Source organism: Paenibacillus aceris (genome assembly GCF_017874035.1).
Lineage (GTDB): Bacteria > Bacillota > Bacilli > Paenibacillales > NBRC-103111 > Paenibacillus_E > Paenibacillus_E aceris.
Genome location: NZ_JAGGKV010000003.1, coordinates 143,068 through 159,679 on the forward strand (window position 1 = coordinate 143,068; position 16,612 = coordinate 159,679).

At 48.4% G+C, this 16,612-nt stretch carries 11 protein-coding genes; all 11 read right to left on the reverse strand.

Annotated elements, in window-relative coordinates:
• Nucleotides 1-132: 132 nt before the first annotated feature.
• Nucleotides 133-2,028 carry a PrkA family serine protein kinase gene (locus tag J2Z65_RS07420; RefSeq protein ID WP_167061707.1) on the reverse strand — a complete coding sequence of 632 codons (1,896 nt, stop codon included), beginning with the start codon at nt 2,026-2,028 and terminating at the stop codon, nt 133-135.
• Nucleotides 2,029-2,132: 104 nt separating this feature from the next.
• Nucleotides 2,133-4,433, reverse strand: coding sequence for a glycoside hydrolase family 95 protein (locus tag J2Z65_RS07425; protein WP_167061710.1), 2,301 nt, complete (start codon nt 4,431-4,433; stop codon nt 2,133-2,135).
• 27 nt (nt 4,434-4,460) lie between these two features.
• On the reverse strand, nt 4,461-6,191 hold the full coding sequence (locus J2Z65_RS07430) for a cache domain-containing sensor histidine kinase (RefSeq protein WP_240159824.1): 1,731 nt from the start codon (nt 6,189-6,191) through the stop codon (nt 4,461-4,463).
• Between the two features lie 86 nt (nt 6,192-6,277).
• On the reverse strand, nt 6,278-7,297 hold the full coding sequence (locus tag J2Z65_RS07435; RefSeq protein ID WP_167061717.1) for a response regulator transcription factor: 1,020 nt from the start codon (nt 7,295-7,297) through the stop codon (nt 6,278-6,280).
• A 95-nt stretch (nt 7,298-7,392) separates the two neighbouring features.
• Nucleotides 7,393-9,528 (reverse strand): glycoside hydrolase family 31 protein, encoded by a 2,136-nt coding sequence (locus J2Z65_RS07440; protein ID WP_167061720.1) that lies wholly within the window; start codon nt 9,526-9,528, stop codon nt 7,393-7,395.
• 18 nt (nt 9,529-9,546) lie between these two features.
• The gene (locus J2Z65_RS07445; RefSeq protein ID WP_167061723.1) at nt 9,547-10,509 is read right to left on the reverse strand and encodes a Gfo/Idh/MocA family protein; all 963 of its coding nucleotides are present in this window, start codon (nt 10,507-10,509) and stop codon (nt 9,547-9,549) included.
• Nucleotides 10,510-10,675: 166 nt separating this feature from the next.
• On the reverse strand, nt 10,676-12,250 hold the full coding sequence (locus J2Z65_RS07450) for a type 2 periplasmic-binding domain-containing protein (protein ID WP_167061726.1): 1,575 nt from the start codon (nt 12,248-12,250) through the stop codon (nt 10,676-10,678).
• A 130-nt stretch (nt 12,251-12,380) separates the two neighbouring features.
• Nucleotides 12,381-13,250: a carbohydrate ABC transporter permease gene (locus J2Z65_RS07455; RefSeq protein ID WP_167061729.1), complete on the reverse strand. Its 870-nt coding sequence runs from the start codon at nt 13,248-13,250 to the stop codon at nt 12,381-12,383.
• A 28-nt stretch (nt 13,251-13,278) separates the two neighbouring features.
• The gene (locus J2Z65_RS07460; protein ID WP_167061732.1) at nt 13,279-14,235 is read right to left on the reverse strand and encodes an ABC transporter permease; all 957 of its coding nucleotides are present in this window, start codon (nt 14,233-14,235) and stop codon (nt 13,279-13,281) included.
• Nucleotides 14,236-14,366: 131 nt separating this feature from the next.
• On the reverse strand, nt 14,367-15,566 hold the full coding sequence (locus J2Z65_RS07465) for a glucuronate isomerase (RefSeq protein WP_240159825.1): 1,200 nt from the start codon (nt 15,564-15,566) through the stop codon (nt 14,367-14,369).
• Nucleotides 15,567-15,604: 38 nt separating this feature from the next.
• On the reverse strand, nt 15,605-16,597 hold the full coding sequence (locus J2Z65_RS07470; RefSeq protein ID WP_167061735.1) for an aldo/keto reductase: 993 nt from the start codon (nt 16,595-16,597) through the stop codon (nt 15,605-15,607).
• Between the last annotated feature and the right edge of the window lie 15 nt (nt 16,598-16,612).

Sequence of the window (16,612 nt, forward strand, 5' to 3'; positions counted from 1 at the left end):
TCCTTTCATTGTCTGTTTCACCTCCCTCGTTTCTAAAGTTAAATTAGTATATGATAGATTGCTAGATTCGGTGTTAGTTCAACGTAAAAAAGACCTGTGGCCTCATCAGTGCCCCAGGTCTGAATCGATCTGTTATCTGTTCAACAAGCTTCCCACGTAACGCAGCAATTCATTCGCGCATACCGGGCAATAGCCATGCTCATCGATTAACTGCTTCGTGACATCATTGATTTTCTTCAGCTGCTTCTCATCCGGCGTTTTCGACGATGTCGTAATCTTCACGATATCCTTCAGATCGGCGAACAGCTTCTTCTCGATCGCTTCACGCAGACGTTCGTGGCTGCTGTAATCGAATTTCCTGCCTTTGCGGGAATAGGAGGAAATGCGAATGAGTATTTCTTCACGGAACGCTTTTTTCGCATTTTCGGAAATACCGATTTGCTCCTCGATCGAGCGCATCAGGCGCTCATCCGGATCCATCTCCTCACCGGTAAGCGGATCCTTGATTTTGCCCCAATTGCAGTAAGCCTCAATATTATCGAGATAGTTATCGAAAATGGTTTTGGCTGACTCTTCGAAGGAATAAACGAATGCTTTCTGCACTTCTTTCTTGGCGATGTCATCGTATTCTTTGCGCGCGACGGAGATGAAGTTCAAGTACCGTTCACGCTCATCCTTCGTAATCGACGGATGCTGGTCAAGGCCGTCCTTGAGCGCACGCAGCACATCCAGTGCATTAATGCACTGCAGATCTTGCCGGATCAGAGCGCTGGAAATCCGGTTGATGACGTACCGCGGATCAATGCCGCTCATTCCTTCTTCTTGGAATTCGTTTTGCATTTCCTTCAGATCCGCTTCCTTGTAACCTTCGACGACTTCGCCGTCGTACATGCGCATTTTTTTGACCAGATCCATGCCTTGCTTCTTCGTTTCCTTCAAGCGGGTCATGATGGAGAAGATCGCAGCCACCCGCAGCGAGTGCGGTGCCGTATGAATGTGCGACATATCGCTCTGTCCGATGAGCTTGTAGTAAATTTTTTCTTCATCGGATACCCGAAGATTATACGGGATCGGCATAACAATCATCCTGGATTGCAACGCTTCATTCTTTTTATTCGCAATAAAGGATTTGTACTCCGTTTCGTTCGTATGAGCCACAATGAGCTCGTCGGCGCTAATAAGCGCAAAACGCCCGGCTTTGAAGTTCCCCTCCTGCGTAAGAGAGAGAAGGTTCCAGAGGAATTTCTCGTCGCACTTCAGCATTTCCTGGAACTCCATAATCCCCCGATTCGCTTTATTAAGCTCCCCGTCGAACCGGTAAGCACGCGGATCGGACTCGGAACCGAACTCGGTGATCGTCGAGAAGTCGATGCTTCCCGTCAGATCGGCAATATCTTGTGATTTGGGATCCGAAGGACTAAACGTCCCGATACCGACACGGCCTTCCTCGGATACAAATACACGCTCCACCAAGACGTCCTCAATGCATCCGTTGTAGTCGGTTTTCAATCGCATTTGGCAGGAAGGACATAAGCTGCCTTCGATTTTTACATTTAACTCTCGCTCGATCTCGGGACGCAGTTCCATCGGAATCAGATGAAGCGGCTCCTCGTGCATCGGGCACCCTTTGATCGCATAGACGGCCCCTAAATCTGATTTGGCAAACTGCTCCAACCCACGTTTCAGCATCGTCACAATTGTGGATTTACCACCGCTTACAGGACCCATTAGCAGCAAAATACGTTTACGAACATCCAATCGACGGGCAGCGGAGTGGAAATATTCTTCTACCAGCTTCTCAATAGCTCGATCCAGACCAAAAATTTCTTGGTTGAAAAATTTGTAAGACTTGTGCCCAGACTGATCGTTAATCCCTTGCGAAGCAATCATATCATAGACTCTGGAATGTGCTGTTCTTGCGAGTCCAGGATTTTTGCGAAGCAATTCTATGTACTCCGCGAACGTACCGGTCCAGCTCAATGCATCCTTCTCCGTACGATGCTCCGAAATTCTTTTGAATATGTCCATGGGTACCTCCTTTCACTGCTGCCTTTCAAATATAGGTCAGCTCGTGATGGTGAATTGTGTACTACAATCCTATGCACCCACAGAAGATAACTTGCCCGAAATTTTTATGAGAATTGGATTTCACAATAAAGTTCATACGTCTTGCCAGCTTCTACTGCAAACTCAACCAGCTGCTGTCCGTCACTTACAAGGATGTCATCTCCCCCGCATCGCACGGTTACCGCATGAGCTGTCCGAACTCTGCACAAGCCGCTCCTCGTCGCATGAATATCTGCCTTAGATAGCTTTCCACTGCGCCACGTCAGGTTAACGATGTAACCTCCGCGGCCTCTTAACCCTGCTGCTTGGCCATCCGGCCACGCGGAGGGCAGCGCAGGCAGCAGGGCCAGTTCACCGGCATGCGACTGCAGCAGCATTTCAGCGATTCCTGCCGTAGCGCCGAAGTTCCCGTCAATTTGAAAAGGAGGGTGCGCGTCAAACAGGTTGAGATAGGTTGATTTGCGGAGCATATGTTTCAGATGGGCATACGATTGCTCGCCGTCTTCGAGTCTGGCCAGCATATTGACGATCCAGGCGCTGCTCCACCCCGTATGCCCTCCTCCATGCGCCAGCCTGCGCTGAAGGGTTGCTGCAGCCGCCTTTGCTAGCTCAGGAGTCCGATTCGGGCTTATTTGGGTTCCCGGATGAAGAGCAAATAACTGTGAGATATGCCGATGGCCCGGATCAGCCTCTTCATAGTCTTCCAGCCATTCCATGATTTGTCCGTGTTTGCCAATCTCCGGCTGAGGCAGTCGCTCTTGCAGATCGGAAAGCCGCTTGTACAGCTCAACATCAACCTCTAGGTACAAGCTGCTCTGTTTGCAAGCTTCAAACAACTCGTAGATGATCTGTGAATCCATGGAAGGCCCCATACATATAGCGCCCTTGGTGCCATCCGGCAAGAGGTAGGCATTCTCAGGAGAAACGGAAGGTCCGCTGACTAGCCGGCCATCCGGCGACTCTACCAAATAATCGACAAAAAATGCCGCTGCCTCTTTCAGGATGGGATAAGCTTTATGGCGTAAGAAATCCATATCTGCTGTGAACCTAAACCGCTCCCATAGATGCAGGCTTAACCAAGCTGCCCCCATCGGCCATATCACACAGGTTGGAAATAAACCTTCAGGCCGTGTTTCGCCCCATATATTCGTGTTATGATGCGCAACAAAGCCGGAGCAGCCATAGAGCTCCCTTGCGGTCTCGCGGCCGCTCGGCTGCATGCATTCTATATGATCGAACAACGGTTCATGGCATTCTGTTAAGCCGCAAACCTCAGCCGGCCAATAATTCATTTGTGTATTGATATTAATCGTATATTTGGACTCCCAAGGCGGCGTAAAGCTTTCATTCCAAATGCCCTGAAGATTGGCAGGCAAGCATCCCGGACGGGAGCTGGCAATGAGCAAATACCGGCCGTAATGAAAGTAAAGTTCCATTAAGCCCGTATCTTCTCTTTCACTGGACTCCTGCAGCAGATTCAACCGTACATCGGTGGCGATAGCATCTAACTGATCCTGTTCCGTCAAACGAAGCTCGACGCGATCGTACAAGGCATGATAATCCTCGATATGCCGGAGCTCCAGCTCGCTATCTGCGAACCGGTCAGCTTCATCGAGCTGACGCCGGCATGTCGCCATAGGGTCGGCCTCACGAAACGTACTGGCTGCTGAAAGCATTAGCGTAACGGAGCTGGCGCCTTCAACCGATAAGTAATCGCCTATTACAGAGATATGGCCATCGACAGAACGTGCTTTCACCATGCAGGCATATTCTACCCCGTCTTTCCCGCATTCGCCGCTCATCCAGATGCGATCCGACGACTCTGAGCCGCTTTCGCCTTCATAAGGCCTGCGGTTTAAATTGGCTGAAAAGTTCAGCATCCCTGGCTTGTCACATTCCAAGCGTATGATGAGCAGTTGGTCCGGGTAGCTGGCATACATAACACGTTGATAGGTGACACCATTTATCTTATATGTCGTTCTGGCGATAGCTTGATTCAAATCCAATTCTCGCCTATACGCTTCAACATGCCCCTGCTGACCATGAAAGTGCAGCCTTAAGTCTCCTAAAGGTTGATAGGGATTATAATATTTGGGCGTAGAAAAGAGAGCCAAACGAGTTAGTCTCGTGGCCTCTTCTACATTTTCTGCAAAAAGATGTTCGCGAATTTGATCTAAATAACGGGGACCATCAGGATTCAGACCTTTCTTAGGGCCTCCGTACCAGATGGAATCCTCATTTAATTGAATTTTTTCCTCTTGCACTTGACCGAAGATCATCCCGCCTAAACGGCCGTTTCCGATCGGCAGCGCCTCCACCCATTCTTTGGCAGGCTGCGTATACCATAACTTCTCACGATTGCTCAAAAAAAATCCCTCCTCTGCGCCATTCGCCTAGACCGCATGGATAGACGATGTCGGCATCACCATGGTCATCTTGGTTCCTTGTTCAATGATGCTTTCGATTCGCAGTCCATATTGCTCTCCATAAACCATTTGAATCCTGCGGTGAACGTTTAAAACGCCGATACCGCCCTTTTTACCCGCTTCATCCACTTCTCCATCTGCCAATCGGTTGGTATTCAACTTCTCTTGAAGCTGTAGGAGTTTCATTTCCGACATACCGGAACCATTATCTTCTACACTGATCCAAAAGATGCCATCGCTAACTCCCCCATCGATCCGGATAAAGTGATAATCCTCCAGACCGTCCGGAAAAGCATGTTGAAACGCGTTTTCAATTAGCGGCTGAAGGGTCAAACGAACCATGACATGAAGCAAATATTCGGGCTTAATCGCAACGTCGATCTCGAACTCCCGGCCTATACGATGCTTCAATACGACCAGATAATACATAACATGCTTCAACTCATTAGCCACAGTAATTTCTTCCAGATTCGTCTGAACGGAGTAGCGCAGCATATAAGCCAGCGCCTTTACAATTTCAGAAATCTCCTCGGAATCCTGAATGGTCGCGTAACAAACGATTGTCTCCAACGTGTTGTACATAAAATGCGGATTGATCTGCAGCTGCAGAGACTGAAACTCCGCCTTCTGTCGCTCCATCCTTATTTCAGAATTGCTTAACTCCACTTGTACCACACGATCTACGGCTTCAGACAACCGTTTAACCATCAAATTATAACGGACCATCAACTCAACAATTTCGTCGCGATGAGGTGGGAGCGGAATCGTTGCCCAATTCCCCTTTTCCGTCTCCCGCATGCCGGATTTGAGCGTTTGGACCGGTTTGGCAATCGATTTGCCGAATCTGTATGCAAGCAGGATCGCCAAAATCAAAGTGAACAGACCGACAACCAGTGTAGTCGAACGTATGTTCGAGAGTGGCTTGCGCAGCTCGCGAAGCGGCATGGACACAACAAGCTGCCAATCTGAAAACTCAGATTTGCGGGCTACATACATGCGCTCGTCGCCTTCATTAGCGTCGATAAAGGAACTCGATCCGGCCTGATTCAACTTTTCAAAAAAAGCCTTTGGAACGTCCGTTCCGACTTTCCCACCATTCGGATGATAAATGTAGCGCCCTTTATCATCAATGATAAACAGGTAGCCATACTTCCCTAAATCGATGCCTTTCCATAGAGCGGATAGATCGGCCGACCGCATTTCAATTGCGAGTAAGCCAGACAATTCAGGGGACGTATAGCCGCGAATACGGCGGACGATCGTCAGCATTTGATTTTCTTGCCCTTCAATAATCGTGTGATTCAATATGCTTAATTGCCCGTCAGCCGTCGTATTCGCAAGAAAATAATCGCGCTGCTTTTGAATATCTTCTGCATTGAAGGACTGCTCGTTCACATTATTATAATAGTAAACCGCATTCTTCTTATCGCTGATCAGATAGACAGAAGCGAGTTTGGGATTGCGTATAAATAAAGGATCTACGCTAAATTCCCGTATCGTTTTTCGATACAGATAGTAATCATATTCTTCCCTTGTGGCAGGCAGGTCAATGAACTCCATGATCTGCCTATTCGTTAACAAGGAGACAATCGAGCGCTCGTAGTCCTTCAAATACAGATCGGTATGATGAACGGCGTTTCCGGCAATTTGATTCATTTGGTTCTCTACCATTTCCTCCAGCTCACCGGAAGTAATCATATAAGAGAAGAACCCTACACAACTGAGCGAAAGGATAATGACAATGAGAAAATAGACAAATATCTTCTTCGTAAAACCTCTGATCTTCATTTGATACCTAAACTGGAGCGGTACTCCGTCGGGGAAACGCCGACAATTTTTTTAAAGGTTTTCGTAAAATGCGGGTAATCGTCATACCCTACATCCGCCGCGACATCGACGATTCGAACATGCGGAGCAGCCAACATTTCTTTCGCTTTGGCCATCCGTTTGCTGATCCGGTACTGCACGAAGGTCTCTTGGGTTATTTTTTTAAAAAGCGAGCTGAAATACGTCGGCGTCAATCCGACCATGGCAGCGACTTGATCCAAGGAGATATCCTCCGACAACCTGCTGTCGATATAAGCCTTGGCTTCTTCCATCGGATCTTTGAAATGTCCGCTGCGCACAGCATGCAATCCGCTGATCATGCTCAGAAGGCCTTTTTCAAACGCGTCCAGCACTTCTTTGACACTATCCGCCTGCAAGTGGGCAGGAACCGACGAGGGCGAGTAATGGCGGGCTTGGAAGCGTTTCACCAGCATCGCATTACAATCATCCAGCAGCTCTTTCAGCTGGGCAAGCGAGATATTCGCAGACAGGCAATACTCGCGCCAGCGTACGATGAGGCTTCCGAATTCCTCCATTTGCAGCGCCCAAATCTGCTGCTCCATTTGATCGATCCACTCGATATAACGGGACGGCGATAAATAACCCTGTTTAGGTTTTTTGATCAATTGATCCAGCATGTCATGGACATCGCTTTTGGTAGCCGGTTTCAACAAATAGTGCCTGACACCGTAATTCATGCTTTTTTGTGCATATTCAAAGTCATTGTATCCGGATATGACAACGGTTTTTATATGAGGGAACTCCTCATGAATAATTTTGCATAATTCCAGTCCGTCCATTTTGGGCATGCGAACATCCGTCAACACCAGATCAGGCTCTGACGCCCGAATTTGCTCCAAAGCAGCTTCGCCGTTCTCGGCTGTCTGAATTTTGGAGAAAGCGGGGGCGTACAGTTCCGCCATTTTTACCATCCCTCTGCGAATAACAGGTTCATCGTCTACGATCAATACATGCATGTCCAGACCTCCTTATGCTTCTCAACGTTGTTAATCCAATTATGACTCATGACAGCTGGTTCATCAACCAATAAAACCAGCTATCTATTAAACTTTCATCGCTCCGTTGCTGTCAAACGCGTTTGCGAGAATCGCCAGTTAACAACGTGATAGGAGGACGATGCTTCGTCTACTCCCGTCCATACACCGGCATAATTGCCATCTTGATCTTGGGTGACCGTCACCTTCTGCCAGCTGCATTTGCCATGCTCGTAATCGAAGGTTTCCCCATCATCGTCATATAACCATGCTGTGCCGGATTCGGTGCCGAAATGCACGAGTTCTATCTCTGTACGCGTTCCTGCTGCCGGAACATGCGGCAGTGCAGCCATCATCGGAAGGATGGATCCGCTTTTGACAAAGACCGGAATATGCTCCAATCCTGCTTGTACCCGGATCACGCAACCGCCGGTGTAACGCTCTCCGGTCTCCAAGCCGTACCAAATGCCTGCCGGCAAAAGCACTTCACGCTCCGTCTCCCCCTCAACCAATGGAGCGACTAGCAGCGCGTCGCCGACCATGTACTGATCATCCCACTCTCTTACTTTCTTCTTGCCGTATGCGGCATCTGTCGTATTCAATAGCTGCTGCTCGTCTGCGACTATTTTCGCTTCAGCTTCCGCGATCTCAGTTGGCGTTAGAACGAGAGGCATCGCCCGGAAAGGCGGAATCCCTTGCTCACGGTATACGGCAAAAGCTGTGTATAAATACGGCAGCAGCCTCATCCGCAGCTTAATATAGTGCCGAACAATGCCCTCCACTTCGGGGAAGGACCAAGGCTTTGTCCCGTCTCCCCAAGCATTCAGCATCGCAAGTGGCGAAAAACATACGGTTTGCATACGCCGAACCCAATCTTCGGCATTTCTCTCCCTGCGCACCTCAGGGGTCCACAGCAGGCCGCTAAAGGAAGAGTTGCAGAGCGCCCGAATAAACTGCTTATGGTCGTATAGATCCGAATACAGCACATAAGGCATCGATGAAGCAGCACCATTAGAGGCTCTGACGAGTCCGTAGGTTCTGCGATTTTGATTCCGAAACAGATCGGCCGTCATTTTTTGGAACATTAAGCCGTACATTTGTCTCATCTGCTCGCCGTCCAGGCCGGATGGGAACCGGGCATGCGCCGGGAACATCCAGGAGTTGTTCGTCAATTCGCTGCCGTCGCATTCATCCAGCTTGTACCCGGACACCCCAATGTTGATGTGCTGCTCTTCATGCTGCTTCTTATAGAGCTTGGCTGCCTCTGGCAAAGCGTAGTCCGGGGCAATCCCACCCCACACGGTATGGCTTCCCGAAAGCGGCTGCAGCGCTGCATACAAATCGCTCTGCGGCGAGACGTAAGGGTGCTCCCAGAGGTTCACACGGAAGCCCTTTTGCGATAGCTCATCCACAAAGCTTTCGGGGTCAGGGAATCTGCTCTTTTCCCATTCATAACTGACCGGATAGCTGTGGCTGTGCCAGCCGGGTTCCAGTCCGATCACATCGCAAGGGATATCGTGAAGACGGAACTGCTCGGCTTCTTCAATTACTTGCTGGTCGCTATATAGCGTCGGGACGCGGTGCCAGAATCCAAGTCCCCATTTCGGAGGCAGTACGCCTCCCCCGCAAAACAAATTATATCTGGCTACCACATCCGAAAGGGTAGGCCCGCCAAATAAGTAGATGACTGCACCTTCGGCAGGAAGCCGAACTTCCACCCGCGAGGCTACCGGCGTTGCCTTCCATCCCTTATCTGTATTGCGATCGCGAATTTCATCGTTCTGCGTATCCTCTTGCTTCAAAGTAGAACCGCAATACAGCGTCACGATACGGGATGTATCGACCCATACACCGTAACCCTGATCGCTCACATAAAAAGGTACAGGCGCATGCGTTTCACCGGTATCCTGCTTAGGATCGCTGTTTACACGCAAATAACGGTTTCTTCCCCGTTGATTCATGCGCATCAGCTGAAGGCCTGTACCATACAGCTTCTCAGTACGATTCAGAGGAAAGGACAGAATCAGGCCCCCTCCTGCTTCCTCAAGCTCAATAGCGTCCCAGGCAAAAGGCGGCTGCACTTGCGGCATTTGCTGCAGTGCCTCATCCTTGGGCGAAACGTCCATCCAAGTTAGCGGGGTAATGCCCTGAGGCTCCCTAATTGTTAAACGCCATATGCCTGGCGCCGTTTGTTCCCAATTGTTGATAGGCATGCTCGAATCTCCATTCATCTATATAGTTGGAACTTCAATGACGTACGTCCGACCGGACGCGCTAGCCAACTTGGCATAATGCACAAGTGCTTGCGTTTTCAAATAATCCCTGCCGCTTGTTTCCGCTTCCCGCCCCTCTCGCAGCGAAGCCAAAAATTCTGCCAGCGTATCCGTTTCATCCACGCCGCTGTAATCTGCGATCAGCTGTGCCTTGCCGTCCCTGATGACACGAATTTCCTTGTCGACTAACTCGATAGCTCCCTCCGTGCCCTCCAATCGCCAATTCCCGCTCCATGGTGTTTCGGTCCCTCTGGCTGAGATGGATGCGCTGTACGAAGCCGTAATACCGTTGTCCATTTCAAAGAACGCATAGGCATTAATGATAGCGCCCTCCTGTTCCCATGCATGGATTGGATTGTACAACTTAGCCTGAACCGATTTCCCTTCTCTTCCGCTTAAATAACGAATCATATCCAAATGATGAACACCGATGTCATCCAGAATGCTGACGGTGTATTTCCTTTGCACATTGTGATATCTATAAAACTGGATATCCATAGAAGACAGACTTCCGATAACACCCTCGTCCAGAAGCTGCTTCATTTTACGGATATACGGCATTCTTCGGTAATTTTCTGCAATCATAAAAGGCAGCTTTTCCTGCTCTGCCCGAGCGACAACCTCAATCGATTCCTCATAATCAAAAGAAATCGGCTTTTCGCACAAAACAGCCAGCTTGCGGTCAAACACCGCATGATTCACCGCTGTGTGCATCATCGGCGAAGTCACGTTGACAAGAAAATCCGCCTGCTCATGCTGCAATGCATCCTCTAACGAAGTATAAAAGGGAAAGGGATCATCCCCCATTTTCTCTTTCATCGCCAAATCAACCTCAACAACGGCTGCCAATAATCCCTGATCTCGCAACCGTTTATACCAGCTAAACCCTGCAGAGCCCAAACCAACCAATATCGCTTTCAAATGCAAGCCACCTCTCCATCGTTTCGTTGCCTTCATTATAGAAATTATTCAGACACGCAGAAAGGATAAAATTAAGATCGTATGTCATTTTTTACGATTTCACCTAGAGAAAAAAGTATCCTTCAACAGACTGCTCGTCTGTAAGGATACTTTCTTGTTAAACCGCTTATTTAATATCGATTTTAATCGCGCCTTGCTTCTTGTTCCAGCGCTCCGTCGCTTCTTTAATAATTTCGACGCCGCCTTTGGCCTTATACTCTTCGATAACTTTTGGCCAATCGGAGATAGGCTCTTTACCGTAAATCATTTTGATCATGTGATCGACGATAATTTTGGGACCAACATCGGGTTGTGGCGCTGCAAGATCAGGGAATTTAGAGAACGAGCTCAAATCCGGATAAAATCCGATGCCTGACAGCCCTTCCTTCGTCAATATCTCATCGAATGCTTTCAGAGTAGCTTTACCATCCTCATTCAGCAGCAATCTCGGTTTATTGTAAGTGGAGTCATGCACGGCCCACATCGTTCCGCTGCGGAACCCTTCTTCGTCCGTCTCTTCCTTCGTCGTCGGGAACTTATAGTTGATGTTTCCGCTGCTGTCCTTGGTGTAGGTATCCCCTTCAATTCCGAACGTGAAGAACGTTTCGGCTTCCGGTGAAATCATCCAATCGAACATTTTAATAATGTTTGCGGCTGTATCTTGCTTCACATTTTTGTTAATGAAGAAGGTACGGATGACAGGCGCATAATAGAAGTACCCGCCTTTCCCTTCAGGACCTTTCGGCGAAGCGACAATATCTACCTTGGACCCTGGAACAGCTTGCTGGATTTTCGTACGGTAACCCGGTAAGCCTGAAGCGTTCTGCGACCAAATCCCCGCTTTACCCGATTCAATATTTTTAGAAAAATCGGTTGAAGAGATCGTAGCGAACTCCTTCGGAATTAAACCTTCCTCATACATTGTTTTGTATGTGGTAAGAGCTTTCTGAACATTTTCTACATCGAAAAATTTCGGAACAACCTGACCATCCACCAATTCAAATTGATCCTTATAAGGCAGTACGTCATACGCTCCCAGAATAACGTCCGCATACTTGAAGTTTTCCCTCATTTGATACGGATTCTCTACACCCATCTTCTTGAACGCCCGCAGCACATTCAGAAATTCATCAACCGTTTTCGGCGCCTGAAGTCCTGCCTTTTCCAGCAGATCCGTACGGATGTACGTAGAACGGCGGGAAGGATTGCTCAAATATTCAGGAACCCCATAAATTTTGCCATTATACGAGACGCTATCCCAAGCGGCTTTAGGAACCGTTTTAAGCAAATTCGGAGCATACTGCTTCAGCAGATCGTCCAGCGGCATAAATACGCCGTTTTCGACGGAACCGGACATCGATTTACTGCCGGGGCCGCCAATACTGCCAACAACATCAGGGATATCGTTACTTGCGAACATGACGCCGAATTTGGCATCCTCCATGACCTTAACGTCCATATCTGTGTTCGTTAATTGCTCAAGCTTCAGCACCCATTTGTCCTTGTTCAAATCCGGCACACGGGTATGATAGCCCGTACTTACAGTCGTTGGAAAAAGGATTGAGAATTTCGTCGGTTCTTTCTTCGTACTTGCAGACTGTTGCGGCGATGCGTTTTCGGCTACTTTTCCATCTGTTGAACAAGCGGTGAGCGTAGATGCTGCCAGGATGACAGCCAGAGTGAGACTGATCGGTTTTTTCATATAACCCCTTCTTCCCTTGTTTGTTTGCAAGCGGTTTCACTGTTCTGTGTTATCATAACGATTACTTGGAATTTTTTGTATGTATAAATTTAAGGAGGTATGTGATTTTATACGATGCCTGAATCCCAAGTTAGGACTTGACGGAACCCACCATCATGCCTTGAATAAAGTGCTTTTGCAAGAACGGATAGACAAGAAGAATGGGGATCGTAGCGATGACGATGACCGCCATCTTGATTCCTTCCGGCGAAAGAAAGAGCATTAAATCCGAAGACAAATCCGATTGGCCGAATTGATCGGTGAAGACGATCTCCCGCAGCCTAACCTGCAGTGGAATCAAGTTCCGGTGATCAATATAAAAGACGGCCTCGGCGTATCGATTCCAATGTCCAACCGCATACATGATTCCCATCGTAGCCATAGCGGGCTTAGAAAGCGGCAGTACAATGTTCCACATGATCCTAAACTCACCGCACCCGTCAATTCTTGCCGAATCCAGCAGTTCGTTCGGAAGGTTCAAGAAAAACGAGCGCATGACGAATAAATTAAAAGCACTAATCGCCATAGGCAGCATTAACGCCCAAAGGGTGTTCAGAAGCCCTAATTGCTTCACCAGCAAATAATTTGGAATTAACGGAGCGCTGAAAATAAGCGTAAACAGCACCATCACCAGAATGGTTTTGCGGAATAAATATTCAGGTCTGGACAAAGGATAGGCTAACGTTGTTGTCATGAAGAGATTGATAAAGGTTCCAAAAACGGTAATGATGACACTGTTCCGAAACCCCAGCCATATCGTCGGATCCTGCAGAATCAGCTTATAGCTTCCCAATGTAAAACCTACCGGCCATAGCGATACTTCGCCTTTGTTAATTGCAACGTTGTTGCTTAAGGACTGTGCAATAATATGAATAAGCGGGAGCACCATACTTAGCCCGAGAGCTGCGAGCAAAATGATATTGAATATATTAAATAATTTATGACCTCTTGTCATAATCATAGTGTTCTACCTCCTGTCTCCTTCCGCATCAATACAGCCCTTCCCCCGTCATCTTTCTACTGAATGTATTGCTAAGCATAATCAATCCTAGACCTACAACCGATTTGAATAACCCGATTGCGGTCGTGTAGCTGTATTGACGATCAACAAGTCCAGCACGGTAAACGAATGTATCGATAATCTCCCCATTTTCGCTGTTAAGCGGGTTAAGAAATACAAATACGCGTTCGAAACCGAAATCAAGAAAATTGCCGATGTGGAGCAAGAACAAGATGACAATCGTCGGTAGAATGCTCGGGACGGTGATGGAAAACACCTGCCGAATCCGGCTCGCGCCATCCATCTGAGCGGCTTCATACAGATCCGGATTAATGCCTGCAATAGCTGCCAAATAAATAATGGTTCCCCAACCGCTATCCTTCCAGATACCCGAACTGATTAAAATGGTACGGATATAAGAATTTTCGCCTAAAAAGTAAATCGGATCGATGCCAAATAACGAGAGCAAATGATTGACGATACCCGTGGAAGGCGATAACACACCTACGACAACCCCGCCAACAATGACCCATGAAAGAAAGTGCGGCATATAGACCACCGTTTGCACAATCCGTTTGTACGCCATGACCCTAAGTTCATTGATGAGCAGGGCCAGAATAATGGGCACCGGGAAAGCGAAAAACAAATCGTAAATACCGATCAATATCGTATTTTTTAAAATCTGAATGAACTCCGTATACTGAAACATGCGCTGGAAATTTTCCAGGCCGACCCACGGACTCCCTTTTATTCCTTTGAAAATGTTGTAGTTTTGAAAAGCAATGACAGAACCGAATAGCGGGATATATTTAAAGAGCAAGAAATAAATAATTCCCGGTAAAGAAATCAAATAAATTGGCCAATGTTTTCGCATAAAAGCCCATTTCTGACTCTGCGATGAGAAATCGTAAACTGTTCGATCGGATGGCTGAATTTTACTGGCCATGTTCTCCTCCCCTTCATGCGTACAGCATTCATCTACTCTTTTATCTTACAAGGGTTGGCAGTAGGTAGCGATGGTGTAACTTATAGCGCTTTGTGTTTTTTTACGATTGCAAAAAGTACGCTCATGTTCGATTATTGCTCAACTCCGTACCGCTTTGCCGCACTGCGATACAGCCAGTCCTCAGCTATTTGGACTGCAGTCGCTTGATTAATCCAACCCGCTTCGATTTGGTTCCATAGGAACTCGCCCACTAACCGTTTGATCACGATGATTTTGCCGTAGCTCCACTCCATGCAGCGGGCATCAGACACAATCAGCGAGCTCTTGATGGCCGGAAGTGCTTCCAACCTGTACTGCATGCTGTCACGGTATGTGCTCGCCCGGAAGTTAAACCACCAATGACCGCCGACATGTACGTTTGGAAAGTTCCAAGCCGCTTGCACAATATCCAGATTGTTAAGCTCTGAAGCCACGACTAGCTCAAACGGACAGGCATACGCTTCGAATAAGGCGGATAGCTTCAAAATACGAGCCGGGTCATTAACAGGAGTGGCGGTTCCGCACCAGGAGCGCTCCACGCCAAGAAATAATTGAAGGAGCAGCCCTCTTTGTTCGGCAGCCGCACCTATCTCGTGCAGAAGCATCATGAGAATCTCGTCTTTGGTGCTCCCCTGCCCGATGACAACCTTTCGGTTGGCGCTAGCTGCATAACTCGGCAGAGTCGTCATGATGCCTTTGATACCATCCTCTTTGTACGCATCCAATAACTGCGCCAGCTTCAGACGTGTTTGCGCAAATGCGGCAGCCGGGTCATTCGACGATTCGATCTCTTTGACCCACGGGCCCAATTTCCCGTCAATACGCGGGATAAGAATGGCATTCTGCCTCATGCCTTGAAATTCTGCATGCTCAGGGATATTAACGACGAAGCGGCGCGCTTGCATCCGGTCTGCTACGTCTTGTGCCCACTCGGCTCTTTGGGCAGACTGCTTGACGGCCCTGTCAGCTTCCAGCACGGAGGCCTTGTCACGAATAACAATGCCGTAAAGATCTTGAAAAATGTGAGTGAACGCTATGTTCATCAATGTATTTCTGGTTCCATGATAAGCCTCCAGGAACGCATCGATCCGCAAATCCTCCGGGAGCTCCATCGCGTTTGCCGGGTAGCCTGCTGCCTGTAGTTCACGAAACAGCCAGAAATAGTGGGCAATTTCCCAAAAATCCTTAGCCGTGAGACGATCTCCCACCAGGTGGGTGTGTGTGTCCAAAACCGGCTGCTGCAGAATATGCTTAGTGAACGCTTCCTTACTAAGTTGAATTCCCATGCTCATTCCTGATTCCTCCTCCAATAACAACGATATCCCGAACGTTATCCAGCCAGAATTTGGTCGATAAGAGCTAATTCATCCTCTGTGAAATGCAGCTGCTTCAAGGCCGCCACATTATCCTCTAATTGCTTCACTTTACTTGCCCCGATTAAAGCGGAAGTCACATGTCCCTTGCGAAGAACCCATGCCAAGGCCATTTGGGCCAAACTCTGTCCTCGTTCCTGCGCCAGCGCATTCAACCGGCGAGATTTCGCGATTTTCTCCTCTGTAATGTCTTCTGGTCTCAGAAACACACTGCCCCCGGCTGCTCGCGAGTCCGCCGGAATGTTCTCCAGGTAACGATCGGTGAGTAACCCCCTGGCCAAAGGACTGTAAGCAATCGAACCAACGCCCTCTCTGGCTAGCACGTCCTGCAGGCCTTGCTCCAGCTTTCTTTCGAACATCGAATAGTGTACTTGGTGGATCACGAATGGAGTTCCGAGGCTTTTCAAAATACGGGCAGCTTGCTCTGTCTGCTCTGCATTATAGTTGGACACGCCAACATACAGTGCTTTCCCTTGACGTACTGCTTGATCCAGCGCGCCCATCGTTTCTTCGAGCGGAGTCTCGGCATCAAAGCGATGTGAATAGTAGATATCGACATAGTCCAAGCCTAGCCGCTTCAAGCTTTGATCGAGACTGGCCAGCATGCTTTTACGGGAGCCTCGCTCTCCGTAAGGACCTTCCCACATGCGGTAGCCTGCCTTCGTGGCGATGATGAGTTCATCGCGGTACGGGAGCAGATCTTTTTTCAAAATTTGGCCAAAAGTTTCTTCCGCAGAGCCTGCCGGAGGCCCGTAATTATTCGCAAGATCGAAATGTGTGATCCCCAAATCAAATGCGTGGCGAGCCAAAGCCCTGCTGTTCTCGAAGGTATCTACGCCGCCAAAATTATGCCATAAGCCAAGCGAAATCGGCGGAAGCTGAAGCCCGCTTTTACCGGTCCGGTGATAAGTCATTTTGCTGTATCGCTGTTCGTCAGCCAAATAGTTCATGAATGTAACCTCCTA